Genomic DNA, 16,798 nt, shown 5'->3' with positions numbered 1-16,798 from the left:
GCTGGGGCAACGGGTGAGACACCGGGGGCGCGGGCAGGCGGGAACGCTCGTACGCCGAGGTCGAAGACGGCACACGCGGCGGCAAGGGGCACGCGCGGCACGGTGTCTCGAAACCTCAGACGAGCAACGGCCTTCTCCGATCGGGCGACAACAGGGCCAGGTCAGGACCGTACGCCCGCCTCGGAGCGGGAGGCAATCGATTTACGGGGCGGCCGTCAGGGAGCCGGCGCGGCGGCTCACGCGTAGTCGTCGAGGAGCGCCGCGAGATCCTGGTCCCAGTCCAGGTACTGGTGCTCGCGCCCGGCCGGCACGAGGCTCTGCGAGCGCTTGAGGAAGCGCCGCAGTTCGGCCGTACGGATGTGCACCACGGCCACGCCCTCGGGCGCGTGGAACTCGACGACCGTGCGGTCGTAGCCGTACGGGCGGACGCGGACGTCCCCGACCCCGGCCGGTCCGTCCACGCCCTGGGCGAGCAGCTCGCGGGAGAACGCCCACGACACCTCGACGCCCTCCAGCGTCGCCGGCGGCGGGAACGCCATGCTCACCGCGAAGGGATCCTCCCGGTCGTATCGCAGCGTGGCGGGGACGGTTTCCATCCGGGGCGCGGCTGCGACCAGACGGGCCTGGACGGCCTGTTCGATGACGGTGGACAAGGCCAGCTCCTGTCGCGCGGCTTCGGTTCCTGAGGTCCTGAGGTTCCTGACGTCTCCCTGACACAAGGGAAGACGAACGATCGGGCCGGAACGTGCACCGGAGGGTCACGTGAGCTGTGTCACCGACGCACTCTGGACGGGATCACGGGGGTGGGCTAGCTTCCGGCGCCATGACGTCCATGGGGAAGACGAGACGAATGATGTCGGTGGGGCTGACCGGGGCGGCGCTTGCCATGGCCCTGGCGGTCCCTGCGCAGGCCGGGGAGACCCCCGCGGCCGCGGCCGGCTGGCAGCTGACACAGACCGGTACGGACGCCCGGTTCCGGGGGCTCGCGGCGGTCGACCGTACGACGGCCTGGGCCGCGGGCTCGAAGGGGACGGTGTTGCGGACCACCGACGGCGGCCGGAGCTGGCGGAACGTGTCGCCGCCGGGGGCAGGGGAACTGGAGCTGCGCGACGTCGAGGCGTTCGACGCCCGGCGCGCGGTGGTCCTCGCGATCGGGGAGGGGGAGGCGTCGCGGGTGCTGCGCACCGACGACGGCGGGGCGACCTGGACCGAGTCCTTCCGCAACACCGACCCGAGGGCGTTCTACGACTGCATGACCTTCTTCGACCACCGGCACGGGCTCGCGATGAGCGACCCGGTGGACGGGAAGTTCCGGATCCTGTCGACGCGGGACGGCGGCCGCTCGTGGGAGGTGCTGCCGGACGCGGGGATGCCGGCGGCCCTGCCCGGAGAGGCGGGGTTCGCGGCGAGCGGCCAGTGCCTGGTCTCCTCCGGGCCCAAGGACGTGTGGCTGGCGACCGGCGGCGGGGCCACGGCGCGGGTCCTGCACTCCGGCGACCGGGGCCTGACCTGGACCGTCGCCGCTTCGACGATCCCGGCCGGTGACCCGGCCCGCGGGGTCTTCGCGCTCGCGTTCCGCGACCGGGCGCACGGGATCGCGGTCGGCGGCGACTACCGCAAGGACCAGCCGTCCCCGCAGGCGGCGGCGGTCACCGGTGACGGCGGCCGCAGCTGGAGCGCCGCGCCGACCCCGCCGCCCGCCTACCGCTCGGGTGTCGCGTGGCTCCCGCACAGCGGGTCGGCCGCGCTGGCCGTCGGCCCGACCGGCACGGACCTCACGACGGACGGCGGCCGCACCTGGCGGACGGTCGACACCGGCTCGTACGACACGGTCGACTGCACGCGGGACGGCGCGTGCTGGGCCTCCGGCGAGAAGGGACGGATCGCCAGGACGGTCGTCCGCTAGGCGGGCAACTGCTCCCGGTACGAGGCGAGTTCGTCGGCCGTCTTGGTCGCGTAGAACTCTGTTATCCGGTACGCGCACACGCCCTCGACGGCGAACGGGTCGGCCGCCGCGATCTTCTCGATCCGCGCGCGGTCGACCCCGGCGGCGAGGATGACCCCGCCGTCACGCGGGTTCTTCCGTCCGGAGGCGATGAAGACGCCCGCGGCGTACTGCGCGTCGAGCCACTCGATGTGCGCCTCCAGCAGGGCGTCGACCCGCTCGACGGGGGCGGTATAGGTCAATTCCAGTACGAACATGGCCGCCAGGCTACCCGGGGGCCGGGAGGCGGCGGGAAAAGCGCTCGCCTGTCGGACCGAGGGGCGCCGTAGGGTGGCCGTCATCATGACGATCATCGACATTCCGGCGGGCTGGCCCGCCGACGAGACCGCCGCACGTGCGCTTCAGCGGGAGCTGCGGGGGCGGCTCGTGCTCGACGAGCCGGGCCCGGCGCCCGGCACGGGGCATGTCACGGGCCTGGACGTGGCCTACGACGACGAGCGCGATCTCGTCGCCGCGGCGGCCGTCGTGCTCGACGCCCGGACGCTCGACGTGGTGGAGGAGGCCACGGCGGTCGGCCGCGTGTCGTTCCCCTATGTCCCCGGGCTCCTCGCCTTCCGGGAGATCCCGACCGTGCTCGCGGCGCTCGCCTCGCTGACCGCCGACCCCGGGCTGCTGGTCTGCGACGGCTACGGCCTCGCCCACCCGCGCCGCTTCGGCCTCGCGAGCCACCTGGGCGTCCTGACCGGGCGTCCGTCCATCGGCGTCGCCAAGAACCCGTTCACCTTCACGTACGAGCAACCCGGCCCCGACCGGGGCGACTTCAGTCCGCTCCTGGCCGACGACGGCGAGGAGGTCGGCCGCGCCCTGCGCACGCAGGCCGGGGTGAAGCCGGTCTTCGTCTCCGTCGGCCACCGCGTCTCCCTGGAGAACGCCTGCGCCCACACCCTGCTCCTCGCCCCGCGCTACCGCATCCCCGAGACCACCCGCCACGCCGACTCCCTGTGCCGCCGCGCCCTGAGGGAAGCGCTCGGGGCCGCGCCGTGACCGAGCTGATCCTCGACGTACGGGACCGGCCCCGGCCGGGGCTGTGCCTGCGGACCGCCGGCGACAGGTTCGTCCTCACGCAGGGCGCGGATCCCCTCCTGCTCGCGGTCGTGGAGCGGGGCGACCACGGCGTCGACTTCTACCGCACGGCCGCACCGCGCCCGCTCCTGCCGGCCCTGCGCGCCGCGGACGCCCGGGCGTACGAGGGGCGGCCCGAGCGCTGGGTGCATCGCGTCGCGGGCGTGCTGACCGCCGATCCGGACGGGCCGCTCCACGACGGCCGCTGGGTCCTCGCCGACGACACGGAGCCGCAGTGGAACCGCCACGGCATGGGTCCCGCCGCCTACTGGAGCGAACGCGTCGTCGAGGGCCACCCGGACGGATACATCGACTGGTGGCTCCACGACACGGACCGGGAGCTGCTCCCGCTGCGCCCCCTGCCCGACGGCGACGACGCCCGCGTCAAGGCGTACCGCAAGCAGGCCCGTGCCGGCATCCTGCCGCCCGTCCTCCTCTGGTGGGTGAGCGGGCTCGACTGCTCTCTCGTCCTCGACGGCCACGCCCGCCTCGCCGCCGCGATCGCCGAGGACGTCGAGCCGCCCGTCCTCGTGCTCCGGCGGACCGTGCCCCGCGACGAGCGTGCGCGGGGCGAGGCCGAGGCGGCAGCCGCGTACGAGGCCGAACTCGACCGGTACTCGGCCCTCATGGCCCGTCATGGCCCGGCCGTCCCCGACGGCGCCGGGATCGCGGGCCCGCTCCTGGCGCGGCGGCTCGAAGAGCTGCGCAGAGGAAACCGTCCCAGCTGGGCCTGGCCCCTGCCCGGGGGTGAGCAGGAGTGGCAGCGCGTCGTGCGGGACCTGAGTACGCGTACGGATACCGGTCTTCGATCATGGGCGGCAGAGTGGGTCACATGACAACCTCCGTTCCCTCCCCGCTGCGTCCCGCCGGGCGCGGCATGACCGCGATCCTCGCCACCGCCGGGCTCGTCGCCCTGGCGTGGGTCGGCGCCATGGTCTATGTCGTCGCGGCCTGGGTGACGGCGTGATCGGCACCCTGCAGTGCGTCGTCCTCGACTGCACCGACGTCATGGAACTCGCCCGCTTCTACCAGCAGTTGCTCGGCGGCGAGATCAACCGCCCCGATCCCCAGTGGGCCGTCGGCGACGGCTGGGCCACCCTGCACGCCGCCGCCGGCTCGCCCGTCCTCGCCTTCCAGGGCGTCGCCGACCACCGGCCGCCGGTCTGGGGCGCGCCCGAGCAGCAGTTCCATCTCGACGTACGCGTCACCGATCTGGAGGCCGCCCACCACGCCGTCCTCGGGCTCGGGGCGAGGCAGCTCGACGACGGGGGTGGCGACCGGGCCTGGCGGATCTACGCGGACCCGGCCGGCCACCCCTTCTGTCTCGTACGCCACTGAGGCCGGGCGTCAGCCCTCGTACGCCACCCGGAAGCGGATGCCCGCCGCCCGCAGCCGGCCGAGCAGCGCGTCGCCCATCGCCACCGCCGTCGTGACCTGCCCGGACGTCTTCGGCAGCGTGTCGAAGGCGAGACACAGCGCCGACTCGGCGAGCATCTTCGCCGTCTCGTCGTAGCCGGGATCGCCGCCCGAGACCTCGGTGAAGACCCGCCGCCCGCCGCCCTCGCCGACGAACCGGACGGAGAACCAGCTCCGTGCGCGCCGGTCCGCGCTCGGACCCTGGCCGGGCTCGTAACGTGTCATCAGCCAGCGTCGCACCGGCGGAAGTTGGGCCGCCGCCACGCCCGTGCCGACCGCCGCGGCGCCGCCGATCGCCATCGGGAGCGTCCTCACCGAGGCGTAGTGCCGGTAGCGGAAGTCGGGGCCGTACGACTCGAGCGCCCGCGCCGAGCGCGCCACCACCTGGGCGTCGATGGTCGGCAGCGGCAGGGCCCAGGTGCCCGTCTCCCGGCTGAAACGCGGCCCGCCCAGCGGCGCCCGCGCCCGTCGCCCCACCAACCGCGGCTCGTACAGGCGCCGTTCGTGCGCGGCCCGCAGGATCTCCCGGCCGCGTCCCATGGCCGTCAGGGCGGAGGCGAAGGTGCCGCCCGAGAAGACGGCGCCGGCGCGCACGAAGCCGTCGATCCGCAGCGGGACGTCCTTCGGCAGCTGCTGGACGGTGAAGTACACGCCCAGATCGTGCGGGACGGAGTCGAAGCCGCACGCGTGGACGAGCCGAGCCCCGGTCTCCCGGGCCCGCGCGTCGTGCCGTACGTACATCAGATCGACGAACTCGGCCTCGCCCGTGAGGTCCACATAGTCCGTGCCGGCTTCGGCGCATGCCGCCACCAGGCCCTCGCCGTACCAGACGTACGGGCCGACGGTGGTCGCCACCACCCGGGCGGACTCGGCGAGTTCGCGCACCGCGTCCGCGTCGGCGGAGTCCGCGACCACCAGCGGCAGCTCCGCGCACCGCGGCCACCGGGCGGCCAGCCGCTCGCGCAGCGCCGCCAGCTTGGCGCGGCTGCGTCCGGCGAGCGCCCACCGGCACTCGACCGGAGCGTGCTCGGCCAGATACTCCGCGGTGAGCTCACCCACGAACCCCGTCGCCCCGAAGAGCACGAGGTCGTACGGCCTCGCTCCGGTGTCCCGCCCCGCGACCGCCCCTGTCTCCATCCGGCCCCTCGCCTTCCCCTGTGACCTCGCCCCGCGCGGTGGTCGGAGGCGGAGCCTAGCGGGCGGTCGGCGGTGGTCGTCGGGGTGGTCCCGCATCCAGGCGGAACCTCCGAGGCCTCGGCCGCTTCGAGCGATTTCCAAGCGCTTGCTCGGCCCGGGGGCTTGTGCGGAGTGGAACACGTTCCTAGCATCGCTGGTGTTACATCATTGGTGTCACACAGGCTGGGGGCTCGATGGCGGTACAGGCGAACGGTGGCGACGGCCCCCTCTCCGGGGTGCGCGTGGTCGAGCTGGCGGGGATCGGGCCCGGCCCGTTCGCGGCCATGCTCCTGGGCGATCTCGGCGCCGACGTCGTACGGATCGACCGGCCCGGCGGCCCCGGGCTCGGCGTCGACCCCGCGTACGACCTCACGAACCGCAACAAACGCTCCGTCCTCGTCGACCTCAAGGGCGACGGCGGCCCCGGAGTCGTCCTCGACCTCGTCGAACGGGCCGACATCCTCATCGAGGGCTACCGGCCCGGCGTCGCCGAGCGCCTCGGCGTCGGCCCCGACGCCTGCCTCGCCCGCAACCCGAAGCTCGTCTACGGCCGCATGACCGGCTGGGGCCAGGACGGGCCGCTCGCCGCCCGCGCCGGACACGACATCGCGTACCTCGCGATCACCGGCACGCTCGGCATGATCGGCCCCGACCCCGACGGCCCGCCCACCGTGCCCGCCAACCTCGTCGGCGACTACGCCGGCGGCTCGCTCTACCTCGTCATCGGCGTCCTCGCCGCCCTCCAGCACGCGCGCGCGGGCGGCGCCGGCCAGGTCGTCGACGCGGCCATCGTCGACGGCGCCGCCCACCTCGCCACCATGATCCACGGCATGCTGGCCGCCGGCGGCTGGCAGGACCGCCGGGGCGTCAACCTGCTGGACGGCGGCTGCCCCTTCTACGGCACGTACGAGACCTCCGACGGGCAGTACATGGCCGTCGGCTCCCTGGAGCAGCAGTTCTACGACGAGTTCACGCGCCTGCTCGGCATCGAGGACATCGCCCCCGCCCGTAAGGACCTCGGACGCTGGGACGACCTGCGCACCGCCGTCGCCGAGCGGTTCAGGGAACGCACCCGTGAGGAGTGGACGGCCGTCTTCGAAGGGACCGACGCCTGCGTGGCGCCGGTCCTCTCGCTGCGCGAGGCCCCCGCCCACCCGCATCTCGCCGCCCGCGCCACCTTCGTCGAGCACGGCGGCCTCACCCAGCCCGCCCCCGCGCCCCGCTTCTCCGCCACCCCCGGCACCGTCCGCACGGGCCCCGCCCTGCCCGGCGCCGACACCGACGCGGTCGCGCGCGACTGGGCCGTACCGTCACTGAACCGCCACGAAGACCCTCAGGAGTCGCAGGGATGAAGCGCCAGCTCTACACCGCCGACCACGAAGCCTTCCGCGAGACCGTCCGTACCTTCCTGGCCAAGGAGGTCCTGCCCCACTACGAGCAGTGGGAGAAGGACGGCATCGTCTCGCGCGAGGCCTGGCGCGCCGCCGGGCGGCAAGGGCTGCTCGGCCTGGCCGTCGACGAGGAGTACGGAGGCGGCGGCAACGCCGACTTCCGCTACAGCGCCGTCCTCGCCGAGGAGTTCACCCGGGCGGGTGCGCCCGGCATCGCCCTCGGCCTGCACAACGACATCATCGGCCCGTACCTCACCTCGCTCGCCACCGAGGAGCAGAAGCGCCGCTGGCTGCCCGGCTTCTGCGGCGGCGAGATCATCACCGCCATCGCGATGACCGAGCCGGGCGCGGGCTCCGACCTCCAGGGGATCCGGACCAGCGCCGAGGACCACGGCGATCACTGGCTGCTCAACGGCTCCAAGACCTTCATCTCCAACGGCATCCTCGCCGACCTCGTGATCGTCGTCGCCAGGACCACCCCGGAGGGCGGCGCGCACGGACTGTCCCTCCTCGTCGTCGAGCGCGGCATGGAGGGCTTCGAGCGCGGCCGGAACCTCGACAAGATCGGGCAGAAGTCCCAGGACACCGCCGAACTCTTCTTCCGCGACGTCCGCGTCCCCAAGGAGAACCTCCTCGGCGAGCTCAACGGGGCCTTCGTCCACCTCATGACCAACCTCGCCCAGGAGCGGATGGCCATCGCCGTGGCCGGCATCGCCGCCGCCGAGCACCTCCTGGAGATCACCACCACGTATGTGAAGGAGCGCGAGGCGTTCGGGCGCCCGCTGGCCAAGCTCCAGCACATCCGCTTCGAGATCGCCGAGATGGCGACCGAGTGCGCCGTCACCCGGACCTTCCTCGACCGGTGCATCGTCGATCACTCGAACGGGGAACTCGACGCCGTCCACGCGTCCATGGCCAAGTGGTGGGCCACGGAGCTGCAGAAGCGCGTCGCCGACCGCTGCCTCCAACTTCACGGTGGATACGGCTACATGAGCGAATTCCCGGTGGCCCGCGCCTTCACCGACGGCCGGATCCAGACCATCTACGGAGGGACGACCGAGATCATGAAGGAGATTATCGGACGTTCCCTGCTCGGCTGACCCTTCCGCCGCCCGCTTCCTGCCGCCCCCTTCCTGCCACCCCTTTCCCGCGACCCCTTCCTTCCACCCCGGCTTTCTTCCACCCTCATCGTCGAAAGGCGTTCTGTGAGCACCGAAGCGTACGTGTACGACGCGATCCGCACCCCGCGCGGCCGCGGCAAGGCCAACGGCGCCCTGCACGGCACCAAGCCGATCGACCTGGTCGTCGGCCTGATCCACGAGATCCGCGCCCGCTTCCCCGGGCTCGACCCGGCCGCGATCGACGACATCGTCCTCGGCGTCGTCGGCCCGGTCGGCGACCAGGGCTCCGTCATCGCCCGGATCGCCGCCATCGCCGCCGGACTGCCCGACACCGTCGCAGGCGTCCAGGAGAACCGCTTCTGTGCCTCCGGCCTCGAAGCCGTCAACATGGCCGCGATGAAGGTCCGTTCGGGCTGGGAGGACCTCGTCCTCGCCGGTGGCGTCGAGTCCATGTCGCGCGTGCCGATGGCCTCCGACGGCGGCGCCTGGTTCGCCGACCCGATGACGAACTGGGACACCAACTTCGTCCCGCAGGGCATCGGCGCCGACCTCATCGCCACGATCGAGGGCTTCTCGCGCCGCGACGTCGACGAGTACGCCGCCCTCTCCCAGGAGCGCGCCGCGGCGGCCTGGAAGGACGGCCGCTTCGACCGCTCCGTCGTCCCGGTGAAGGACCGCAACGGCCTGGTCGTCCTCGACCACGACGAGCACATGCGCCCTGGCACCACCGCCGACTCCCTCGCCGCCCTCAAGCCGTCCTTCGCCGCCATCGGCGACATGGGCGGCTTCGACGCGGTCGCCCTGCAGAAGTACCACTGGGTGGAGAAGATCGACCACGTCCACCACGCCGGCAACTCCTCCGGCATCGTCGACGGCGCTTCGCTCGTCGCCATCGGCTCCAAGGAGGTCGGCGAGCGCTACGGGCTGACCCCGCGCGCCCGGATCGTGGCCGCGGCCGTCTCCGGCTCCGAGCCGACCATCATGCTCACCGGCCCGGCGCCCGCGACCCGCAAGGCGCTCGCCAAGGCGGGCCTGACGATGGACGACATCGACCTGGTCGAGATCAACGAGGCCTTCGCGGGCGTCGTGCTCCGCTTCGTCAAGGACATGGACATCAGCCTGGACAAGGTCAACGTCAACGGCGGCGCGATCGCGCTCGGCCACCCGCTCGGCGCGACCGGCGCGATGATCCTCGGCACCCTCATCGACGAGCTGGAGCGCCAGGACAAGCGCTACGGCCTGGCCACGCTGTGCGTCGGCGGCGGCATGGGCATCGCCACGATCGTCGAGCGCGTCTGACCGTCCGTCCCACCAGCCTTACGGAGAAGCAGCAATGAGCCAGAGCACCACCATCCGCTGGGAGCAGGACGAGACCGGCGTCGTCACCCTCGTCCTCGACGACCCGAACCAGTCCGCGAACACCATGAACCAGGCCTTCAAGGACTCCATCGCGGCGATCGCCGACCGCGCGGAGGCCGAGAAGGACTCCATCCGCGGCATCATCTACACCTCCGCCAAGAAGACCTTCTTCGCGGGCGGCGACCTCAAGGACATGATCCGGCTGCGGCCCGAGGACGCGCAGATCGCCTTCGACACCGGCACGGCCATCAAGAGCTCGCTGCGCCGGATCGAGACCCTCGGCAAGCCCGTCGTCGCCGCCATCAACGGCGCCGCGCTCGGCGGCGGTTACGAGATCGCCCTCGCCGCCCACCACCGGATCGCCCTCGACGCGCCCGGCTCCAAGATCGGCCTGCCCGAGGTCACGCTCGGTCTCCTCCCGGCGGGCGGCGGCGTCACCCGTACCGTACGCCTCATGGGCATCGCGGACGCGCTGCTCAAGGTCCTCCTCCAGGGCACGCAGTACTCCCCGCGGCGGGCCCTCGACAACGGCCTCGTCCACGAGGTGGCCGCCACGCCGGAGGAGATGCTGGCCAAGGCACGCGCCTTCATCGACGCCCACCCCGAGTCGCAGCAGCCCTGGGACGTCAAGGGCTACAAGATCCCCGGCGGCACCCCGTCGAACCCGCGGTTCGCCGCCAACCTGCCGGCCTTCCCCGCCAACCTGAAGAAGCAGCTGAACGGCGCGCCCTACCCGGCCCCGCGCAACATCCTCGCGTGCGCCGTCGAGGGCTCGCAGGTCGACTTCGAGACCGCGCTGACCATCGAGGCGCGGTACTTCACCGAGCTGGTCACCGGCCAGACGGCGAAGAACATGATCCAGGCGTTCTTCTTCGACCTCCAGGCCGTCAACTCCGGCGCGAACCGCCCCAAGGGCGTCGAGCCGCGCCCCGTCCGCAAGGTCGCGGTCCTCGGCGCGGGCATGATGGGCGCCGGCATCGCGTACTCCTGCGCCCGCGCGGGCATCGAGGTCGTCCTCAAGGACGTCTCGGCGGCGGCGGCCGCCAAGGGCAAGGGCTACTCCGAGAAGCTCTGCGCCAAGGCCGTCTCCCGGGGCCGCTCCACGCAGGAGAAGGCGGACGAACTGCTCGCCCGGATCACCCCGACCGCAGACCCCGCCGACCTGGCCGGCTGCGACGCCGTGATCGAGGCCGTCTTCGAGGACACCGCCCTCAAGCACAAGGTCTTCCAGGAGATCCAGGACGTCATCGAGCCGGACGCGCTGCTCTGCTCCAACACCTCGACGCTGCCGATCACGGTGCTCGCCGAGGGGGTCGACCGCCAGGCCGACTTCATCGGACTGCACTTCTTCTCGCCCGTCGACAAGATGCCGCTCGTGGAGATCATCAAGGGCGAGCGGACCGGCGACGAGGCGCTGGCCCGCGCCTTCGACCTCGTACGGCAGATCAAGAAGACCCCGATCGTCGTCAACGACTCGCGCGGCTTCTTCACCTCCCGGGTGATCGGCCAGTTCATCAACGAGGGCGTGGCGATGGTCGGCGAAGGCGCCGACCCGGTCTCGGTCGAGCAGGCGGCGGCCCAGGCCGGCTACCCCGCCAAGGTGCTCTCCCTGATGGACGAGCTGACCCTCACCCTGCCCCGCAAGATCCGCAACGAGACCCGGCGCGCGGTCGAGGAGGCCGGCGGGACCTGGGCCGGGCACCCCTCGGACGCGGTGATCGACCGCATGGTCGACGAGTTCGGGCGTACGGGACGCAGCGGCGGGGCGGGCTTCTACGAGTACGGCGAGGACGGCAAGCGGGCCGGGCTGTGGCCGGGGCTCCGCGAGCACTTCACGAAGGCGGACGTGGACATCCCGTTCGAGGACATGAAGGAGCGGATGCTGTTCTCGGAGGCGCTGGACTCGGTCCGCTGCCTGGAGGAGAACGTCCTGACCTCGGTCGCCGACGCCAACATCGGCTCCGTCATGGGCATCGGCTTCCCGGCCTGGACCGGTGGTGTGCTCCAGTACATCAACGGGTACGAGGGCGGGCTTCCCGGCTTCGTGGCACGCGCGCGTGAACTGGCGGAGAAGTACGGCGACCGTTTCCTGCCGCCGGCCCTGCTGGTGGAGAAGGCCGAGCGCGGCGAGGTCTTCACGGACTCCTGAACGCCGTCCGCAGCTCCTCGCTCAGCGAGCGCTGGAAGGCCGTGACGAGGGCCTGGATCACCATCGGCTGCATGTGCGCCGAGAGCGACTTCATCGCGGCGAGGTGATCCGGGTCCTCGGCGCTCTCCCGGTACGGGTTCCACACCTCGTCCCGGAAGAGCCGGGACAGCTCCTGCGCCGCCGCCCGCGCGTGCTCGAGGAGGACCGTGCGGGAGGCGAGGATCGTCTCGTGCGCGATGGGCACGTCGAGGAGTTCGACGCCGAGCCGCAGCAGGGTCGCGTCGAGCCGGAAGACGTCCGGGTCGGGGCCCTTGTCGAGGACGCCCATCGCCGCGAGCCGGTCGACGTCCGTGTCGGCGAGGGCCCGACCGGCGCGCCGTTCCAGCTCGCGCCGGGTGATCTCCTCGGCCGACTCCGGTGCCCAGGAGGCGACGAGGGCGCGGTGGATCGCCAGATCCTGGGCGCTCAGATCGGGCGGGAGCTGCTCCAGGTACCGCTCGATGGCGGCGAGCGTCATGCCCTGGCGCTGGAGCTCCTCGATGAGGGCCAGGCGCGAGAGATGCCCGGGGCCGTAGTGCCCGACCCGGCGCGGACCGATCACGGGCGGCGGCAGCAGTCCCTTGGTGCCGTAGAAGCGGACGGTCCGCACGGTGACGCCCGCCCGGGCGGCCAGCTCGTCGACGGTGAACGTCGGCTGCTGCTCCTCGGTCTCGGTGCCCATCTGAGGTGCCTCGCTTCCGGTGCCGTGCCGCTCCCTATCGGTGCAACAGTATTGCTGTCTCACCGGCGTTGTAAAAGCGCGCGTCCTCAGTGCGTTGTCAGTGCGTCGTCAGTGCGTGGTGCGACCCTGACGCGCGGCTGTGCGCAGCGCTGCGACGACGGCCGTGGTCGTCGGGTTCGCGGTCCCGGTGCGACGGGTCGCGGCGAACAGGAGGCGCAGGATCGGGCGGTCCTCGACGGGCGCCGTGCGGATAGCGCTGTCCCAGCACGACATCGACGGTGCCGAGCGTGAGTTCCCGCAGTTGCGCCTGGTCGGTGACACGGCAGGTCACGGTGAGCTGCGGGTGGTGCGAGCCCAGTGCGGTGAGCGCGGGGGCCACGATCCCGGCGACGGTGGACGGCAGTGCGGCGAGCGTGGCGGTGGCGCCGACCGTGCCCTTGACCGCTGCGATGGCGCACTCGGCTTCCTCCACGGCGGCGAGGATCCGGTCGGCGTGTTCGAGGAGCACCCGGCCCGCCTCCGTCAGTGCCACGGTTCGCCCGTCGGGGCGCAGCAGGTCGACACCCACGTCGTGCCGCAGCGCGGACAACTGCTGGGACACGGCACCGGGGGACAGCGACAGGGACCGGGTGGCCGTCAGCGCATGGAAATCCTCGACTGCATCTCCGTGGTTGCCCGGCCCCTCCACGACTTCGGTGACGAGTTCATGTCCGACGAGGCGACCGCCGCCAGCGGTCTCGGTGCCGGGTTCGCCCGTCGGGGCGCGGCTTCTACTGCCGCGGACGGTTCGGGGTGCTCGGCGAGGCGCCGGCCTCGGTGGTCCAAGCGGTACAGGGCTTCCTCGGCCCCCACCTCGTCACCGCGGGCTGGCTGGCGGGACGGCCCGTGATGCCGGCGGAGGAAGCCGCCGCCTGCTATGCGCGGGCCGTCCGGACGTGGGGGCGCGCCCACATCCCCGGCGACGTCGACGCGGAGCGCTTCAACCACCTGGCACAGCGGCTGATCGACGCCGCCGACGCCGACGCGCTGCCCCTGTTCGCCGGCTGGCGCGCGCAACCCTGCCCCGGCGACGACCCGGTAGGCGCGGCCATGCGGCGCGTACACGTCCTGCGGGAACACCGCGGCGCCTGCCATCTGGCGGCGGTGCGCCTGAGCGGGCTGAGCGCCCGAGCGGCCATGGTCATCAACCTCGGTGTCGAGCAGGCGACCCACTACGGCTGGCAGGAGCCGCAGCCCGTCGCGGCGACACAGGTCCCCCGACGGCAACGAGCCGAGCGACTCACCGACGAGATGCAGGCGCCGCTCTACGCCACCCTGACCGACCGGCAACGTACCGAGTTCGCCCAGCTCGTCGACGCGTTGACCGCCTCCCTGGTCCCGTGACCGGCGTCGCGGAGACCGCATGACGGACCGTGCACTGAGCAGGAAGCCCAGCCGGTGCTCCTCGTAGGCTGGGGGCATGTCGGGGATCACGTACGTACAGGGGGACGCCAGCGCGCCGCAGGGCAAAGGCGTCAAGATCATCGCGCACGTCTGCAACGACCTGGGCGGCTGGGGGAAGGGTTTCGTCCTGGCGCTGTCACGCCGCTGGCCGGATCCGGAGGCGGCGTTCCGTCGCTGGCACCGGGAGCGCGCGCGGAACGACTTCGGGCTGGGGGCGGCCCAGTTCGTCCAGGTCGGGCCGTATCTGTGGGTGGCCAACCTGGTGGGGCAGCGGGGGACCAGGACCGGGCGCAGCACGGGGGTGCCGGTGCGGTACGAGGCGATCGACGCCTCGCTCGGGCTGCTCGCCGGGAAGGCGGAGGAGCTGGGGGCCTCCGTGCACATGCCCCGGATCGGCTGCGGCCTGGCCGGAGGGAAGTGGTCGCGGGTCGAGCCCCTGATAACCGAGCGGCTGGTCGCGCGGGGGATACCGGTCACCGTGTACGACTTCGAGCCGTAAGCGGCCGTACGGGACACCGCCCCACCCGGGGCCGCGCGGGGGGTTGCGCCTGCCGCTAGAGTCACGTGCTTGTTCGAATGCGGGGAACGGTGACAGGGGAGGGTCATGTACACGGAACTCAGGGAGACGGCCACGGAGTTGGCCGCGGTCCTGTGGCGGGAGCACACCGTGTACCGGGAGCGGGGCGGCGGGGTGGTGATCCGCGGTGAGCACGTGGGGCGCTGGATCAGCCTGGCCCCGACCGGTGGCAAGGACCAGGCGCGGCTGCGCGCCGGGCGCCTGCTCGACGGGGGCACCACGGCGCCGGCCCGCTCGGAGGCCGTCGTGGACCTCTCCGTCGGCACGGCCGAGCTGGCCGCGGTCTGCCGCCGCCTGCTCGCCGACGTCGCCGCCGCCGAGACGGTGCCGCCCCGCGCCCGCACGGAGCGCCCCACGCGCGCGAACCGCCCGGCCAAGCCCGCCCGCCCCCGCCGCCCCCGCTCCCGCTCCCGCTCCCGCAAGAGTCGCCACACGAGCCTCAGCTCCTGGGTGGTGCTGATCTGCGTGGCGGGCGTCGTGGGCCTCTGGGCCTATGCCCAGTTCGGCATGTACGGCCACTAGCTCGCGTCCGGCGCCGGTACGAAGTACGAACCGGCCGCCGTACAGGGGTGGCTCGACCGCCCGGCCGTGGCCGTCGGCCCGCCGCGCACGCAAGGCGCGGCGGGCCGGGGCCGAACGGTTCAGGCTGTTCAGTACGCCGTCACCGGGTAGTGGTCCGAGAGGTTGGTGTACGTGTACTTCGTGCCCCAGCTGGAGACCGTCCAGGGCGCGCTCTTCTCCAGGACCACGTTGTTCGTCCAGTTCGCGGGGCGCGCGTTGCCCGAGCGGTACAGGACGTAGTCGAGGTCCTCGCGCGGGTCGTCCGGGTAGCGCTCGGAGGCGATCGAGTTCAGCTCGGTGTCGAAGGAGTACGGGTGACCCGTCCGGGCGTCCGCGCCGGCGAGGCCCGCGTCGCTCAGCATCGTGCCGTACTCGGGCGTGCGGGAGTCCACGTTGAAGTCGCCGGCGACGATGACCTGCTCGTTCGCCGGGATGTTCTTGGCGTCCAGGAAGGCGTCCATCGCCTTGAACTGCCGGCTGCGCATCAGCGCCGCCTCGCCCGCCGAGCAGCCCGGGTCGGTGGACTGGGCGTGGGTGCCGACGACGTGGACCCGGGTCCCGTTCACGTCGAGGACGGTGTAGACGAAGCCCTTGTTCGAGTACCAGTCCGCGCCGCACGCGTCCTTGTAGACGTACTGCTCCTTGCGGACGATCGGCCACTTGCTGAGGATCGTCACGCCGCCGTCCTCGGGCGTGGTGTACGAGTAGGCGCCGCCGGTCGCGTCCCAGCCGGACTTGCTGCGGCCCATGACCGGGGTCTGGTACGGGTACCGGGCGGCCGAGTTCGCCTTCAGCGCGTCCGAGGAGGAGTTGTCGAAGGCCTCCTGGATCACGACGACGTCGTGGCCCTGGTAGAAGTCGGCGGCGGGGATCGCCTTGGCCCGGTGGTCCTGGCCCCAGTTCGGGTAGAGCGTCTTGCTGAACAGGAAGGCGTTGTAGCTCAGCACCTTCAGGCGCGGGGCCTCGGTCCCGGCGGCCGTGGCCGAGGGGGCTGCCGTGGCCAGGGTCGCGGCGGCGAGCGCCAGCGACAGGGCGGCGCCGGAGGCGCGACGGCGGTGTGCGGCGAGCGGCACAGGAACTCCCATGTGTAGGTGGGGGGTTGGACCAGCGCCGCACATCAAAGCAGTCGTAGTTACCTTTCGGTAGCCATTGGGTGCCGGGAATCTTGCGCAGTCGGCACGAACATGCCAACTCTCGACCACCCGGGGAAATTGTCCCTTTCCCGGGCGGGTATCATGCCGCGCATGACCCTCGCGCAGAATTCGACGATCTTCGACATGGACCTCGGTCCGCTCAACCCCGTCACCGCTGAGCTCATCCTCGGCGCGGTGTTGTTCGCCCTCACCTTCCTCATCCTGGCGAAGGGCATCCTGCCGAGGATCAACCGCACCCTCGCCGAGCGCGAGGACGCCATCGACGGCGGCACCGAGCGCGCCGACGACCTGCGCGCCGAGGCCACGCAGATCCGCGAGCAGTACGAGGCGGAGCTCGCCGAGGCCCGCCACGAGGCCGCCCGCATCCGCGCCCAGGCCACCGAGGAGGGCGCGGCCGCCATCGCCGCCGCCCGCGCCGAGGGCGTCCGCGAGCGCGACGCGATCCTGGCCGCCGGTGCCGAGCGCATCGCCGCCGAGCGCGCCGCCGCCGAGCGCGAGCTCACCGCCGACGTCGACGCCTGGGCCCGCGCCCTGGCCGGCCGCATCGTCGGCGAGCCGGTCGGCGCCGACCGCGCCTGACACCCACGCACCGCGAGGTCGGGGCCGCGCTCCGGGCTGAGGCCCGGGACGCGGCCCCGACCCATTTGTGCCCTTTGCCCGAAA

General features: G+C 72.5%; 18 protein-coding genes and 1 pseudogene. 13 read left to right on the top strand and 6 right to left on the bottom strand.

The genetic code is table 11. The annotated features are described in order from the left end of the window. Positions 1 to 236: 236 nt before the first annotated feature. Positions 237 to 653, bottom strand: a complete 417-nt coding sequence (gene ssgD / locus FDM97_RS22255) for a spore wall synthesis regulator SsgD (RefSeq protein WP_137992269.1) — start codon at positions 651 to 653, stop codon at positions 237 to 239. Between the two features lie 170 nt (positions 654 to 823). Between ssgD and FDM97_RS22250 the strand changes: the two genes are divergently transcribed. Further along, positions 824 to 1,906: a WD40/YVTN/BNR-like repeat-containing protein gene (locus tag FDM97_RS22250; protein ID WP_254705718.1), complete on the top strand. Its 1,083-nt coding sequence runs from the start codon at positions 824 to 826 to the stop codon at positions 1,904 to 1,906. Here the strand turns inward: FDM97_RS22250 and FDM97_RS22245 are convergent. Continuing rightward, a complete protein-coding gene (locus FDM97_RS22245) occupies positions 1,903 to 2,202 on the bottom strand; it encodes a YciI family protein (protein WP_137992268.1) in 300 nt (99 codons plus the stop codon). The two genes, FDM97_RS22250 and FDM97_RS22245, sit on opposite strands and share 4 nt — an antisense overlap. Before the next feature lie 85 nt (positions 2,203 to 2,287). Between FDM97_RS22245 and FDM97_RS22240 the strand changes: the two genes are divergently transcribed. From FDM97_RS22240 to FDM97_RS22230, 4 genes are read left to right on the top strand one after another with little or no spacing between them, the layout of a single operon-like run. After that, entirely contained in the window at positions 2,288 to 2,989 is a 702-nt protein-coding gene (locus tag FDM97_RS22240; RefSeq protein ID WP_137992267.1) for an endonuclease V, read from the top strand. Next, positions 2,986 to 3,903, top strand: a complete 918-nt coding sequence (locus FDM97_RS22235; protein ID WP_137992266.1) for a hypothetical protein — start codon at positions 2,986 to 2,988, stop codon at positions 3,901 to 3,903. The genes FDM97_RS22240 and FDM97_RS22235 overlap by 4 nt, the downstream gene beginning before the upstream one ends. Then, positions 3,900 to 4,034, top strand: coding sequence for a morphogenic membrane protein MmpA (mmpA, locus tag FDM97_RS36890; protein ID WP_284440299.1), 135 nt, complete (start codon positions 3,900 to 3,902; stop codon positions 4,032 to 4,034). The genes FDM97_RS22235 and mmpA overlap by 4 nt, the downstream gene beginning before the upstream one ends. Beyond that, positions 4,031 to 4,405, top strand: a complete 375-nt coding sequence (locus FDM97_RS22230; protein WP_137992265.1) for a VOC family protein — start codon at positions 4,031 to 4,033, stop codon at positions 4,403 to 4,405. The genes mmpA and FDM97_RS22230 overlap by 4 nt, the downstream gene beginning before the upstream one ends. A 9-nt stretch (positions 4,406 to 4,414) precedes the next feature. On the opposite strand, the gene FDM97_RS22225 is transcribed toward FDM97_RS22230, so the two are convergent. After that, on the bottom strand, positions 4,415 to 5,620 hold the full coding sequence (locus FDM97_RS22225) for a saccharopine dehydrogenase family protein (RefSeq protein WP_137992264.1): 1,206 nt from the start codon (positions 5,618 to 5,620) through the stop codon (positions 4,415 to 4,417). A gap of 233 nt (positions 5,621 to 5,853) precedes the next feature. On the opposite strand from FDM97_RS22225, the gene FDM97_RS22220 reads away from it, so the two are divergent. The 4 genes from FDM97_RS22220 (at position 5,854) to FDM97_RS22205 (ending at position 11,679) form a co-directional block, all read left to right on the top strand. Continuing rightward, the gene (locus FDM97_RS22220; RefSeq protein ID WP_137992263.1) at positions 5,854 to 7,011 is read left to right on the top strand and encodes a CaiB/BaiF CoA transferase family protein; all 1,158 of its coding nucleotides are present in this window, start codon (positions 5,854 to 5,856) and stop codon (positions 7,009 to 7,011) included. Beyond that, the gene (locus FDM97_RS22215) at positions 7,008 to 8,150 is read left to right on the top strand and encodes an acyl-CoA dehydrogenase family protein (RefSeq protein WP_137992262.1); all 1,143 of its coding nucleotides are present in this window, start codon (positions 7,008 to 7,010) and stop codon (positions 8,148 to 8,150) included. Before FDM97_RS22220 ends, FDM97_RS22215 begins: the two co-directional genes overlap by 4 nt. A 105-nt stretch (positions 8,151 to 8,255) precedes the next feature. Continuing rightward, positions 8,256 to 9,470: an acetyl-CoA C-acetyltransferase gene (locus FDM97_RS22210; RefSeq protein WP_137992261.1), complete on the top strand. Its 1,215-nt coding sequence runs from the start codon at positions 8,256 to 8,258 to the stop codon at positions 9,468 to 9,470. Between the two features lie 34 nt (positions 9,471 to 9,504). Then, positions 9,505 to 11,679, top strand: a complete 2,175-nt coding sequence (locus FDM97_RS22205; RefSeq protein WP_137992260.1) for a 3-hydroxyacyl-CoA dehydrogenase NAD-binding domain-containing protein — start codon at positions 9,505 to 9,507, stop codon at positions 11,677 to 11,679. Here the strand turns inward: FDM97_RS22205 and FDM97_RS22200 are convergent. Both FDM97_RS22200 and FDM97_RS22195 read right to left on the bottom strand, forming a co-directional pair. Continuing rightward, entirely contained in the window at positions 11,666 to 12,400 is a 735-nt protein-coding gene (locus tag FDM97_RS22200) for a MerR family transcriptional regulator (protein WP_137992259.1), read from the bottom strand. The genes FDM97_RS22205 and FDM97_RS22200 overlap by 14 nt on opposite strands. A 97-nt stretch (positions 12,401 to 12,497) precedes the next feature. Beyond that, positions 12,498 to 13,088: a LysR family transcriptional regulator gene (locus FDM97_RS22195; RefSeq protein ID WP_137992258.1), complete on the bottom strand. Its 591-nt coding sequence runs from the start codon at positions 13,086 to 13,088 to the stop codon at positions 12,498 to 12,500. Positions 13,089 to 13,171: 83 nt separating this feature from the next. Between FDM97_RS22195 and FDM97_RS22190 the strand changes: the two are divergent. From FDM97_RS22190 to FDM97_RS35960, 3 genes and pseudogenes are all read left to right on the top strand, one after another. Next, positions 13,172 to 13,783: pseudogene (locus FDM97_RS22190) on the top strand (helix-turn-helix domain-containing protein); the annotation flags it as partial. A 76-nt stretch (positions 13,784 to 13,859) separates the two neighbouring features. Continuing rightward, complete coding sequence (locus FDM97_RS22185; protein WP_137992256.1) at positions 13,860 to 14,342, top strand: macro domain-containing protein; 483 nt, start codon at positions 13,860 to 13,862, stop codon at positions 14,340 to 14,342. Positions 14,343 to 14,447: 105 nt separating this feature from the next. Further along, positions 14,448 to 14,942 carry a hypothetical protein gene (locus tag FDM97_RS35960; RefSeq protein WP_175439205.1) on the top strand — a complete coding sequence of 165 codons (495 nt, stop codon included), beginning with the start codon at positions 14,448 to 14,450 and terminating at the stop codon, positions 14,940 to 14,942. 128 nt (positions 14,943 to 15,070) lie between these two features. On the opposite strand, the gene sph is transcribed toward FDM97_RS35960, so the two are convergent. Beyond that, entirely contained in the window at positions 15,071 to 16,066 is a 996-nt protein-coding gene (gene sph / locus FDM97_RS22175) for a sphingomyelin phosphodiesterase (protein WP_254705717.1), read from the bottom strand. Positions 16,067 to 16,225: 159 nt separating this feature from the next. On the opposite strand from sph, the gene FDM97_RS22170 reads away from it, so the two are divergent. Next, positions 16,226 to 16,714 carry a F0F1 ATP synthase subunit B family protein gene (locus FDM97_RS22170; RefSeq protein ID WP_137992253.1) on the top strand — a complete coding sequence of 163 codons (489 nt, stop codon included), beginning with the start codon at positions 16,226 to 16,228 and terminating at the stop codon, positions 16,712 to 16,714. The last annotated feature ends 84 nt before the right edge of the window (positions 16,715 to 16,798 follow it).

The sequence above is a fragment of the Streptomyces vilmorinianum genome, from assembly GCF_005517195.1.
GTDB classification, from domain to species: Bacteria; Actinomycetota; Actinomycetes; order Streptomycetales; family Streptomycetaceae; genus Streptomyces; species Streptomyces vilmorinianum.
This window is presented reverse-complemented; position numbering and strand designations above follow the sequence as displayed.

Bases quoted from the DNA above. Each gene is read 5' to 3' on its own strand.
- FDM97_RS22250 (WP_254705718.1), top strand. From the start codon at position 824: ATGACGTCCATGGGGAAGACGAGACGAATGATGTCGGTGGGGCTGACC.
- FDM97_RS22245 (WP_137992268.1), bottom strand. From the start codon at position 2,202: ATGTTCGTACTGGAATTGACCTATACCGCCCCCGTCGAGCGGGTCGAC.
- FDM97_RS22240 (WP_137992267.1), top strand. From the start codon at position 2,288: ATGACGATCATCGACATTCCGGCGGGCTGGCCCGCCGACGAGACCGCC.
- mmpA (WP_284440299.1), top strand. From the start codon at position 3,900: ATGACAACCTCCGTTCCCTCCCCGCTGCGTCCCGCCGGGCGCGGCATG.
- FDM97_RS22225 (WP_137992264.1), bottom strand. From the start codon at position 5,620: ATGGAGACAGGGGCGGTCGCGGGGCGGGACACCGGAGCGAGGCCGTAC.
- FDM97_RS22220 (WP_137992263.1), top strand. From the start codon at position 5,854: ATGGCGGTACAGGCGAACGGTGGCGACGGCCCCCTCTCCGGGGTGCGC.
- FDM97_RS22215 (WP_137992262.1), top strand. From the start codon at position 7,008: ATGAAGCGCCAGCTCTACACCGCCGACCACGAAGCCTTCCGCGAGACC.
- FDM97_RS22205 (WP_137992260.1), top strand. From the start codon at position 9,505: ATGAGCCAGAGCACCACCATCCGCTGGGAGCAGGACGAGACCGGCGTC.
- FDM97_RS22200 (WP_137992259.1), bottom strand. From the start codon at position 12,400: ATGGGCACCGAGACCGAGGAGCAGCAGCCGACGTTCACCGTCGACGAG.
- FDM97_RS22185 (WP_137992256.1), top strand. From the start codon at position 13,860: ATGTCGGGGATCACGTACGTACAGGGGGACGCCAGCGCGCCGCAGGGC.
- FDM97_RS35960 (WP_175439205.1), top strand. From the start codon at position 14,448: ATGTACACGGAACTCAGGGAGACGGCCACGGAGTTGGCCGCGGTCCTG.
- sph (WP_254705717.1), bottom strand. From the start codon at position 16,066: ATGGGAGTTCCTGTGCCGCTCGCCGCACACCGCCGTCGCGCCTCCGGC.
- FDM97_RS22170 (WP_137992253.1), top strand. From the start codon at position 16,226: ATGACCCTCGCGCAGAATTCGACGATCTTCGACATGGACCTCGGTCCG.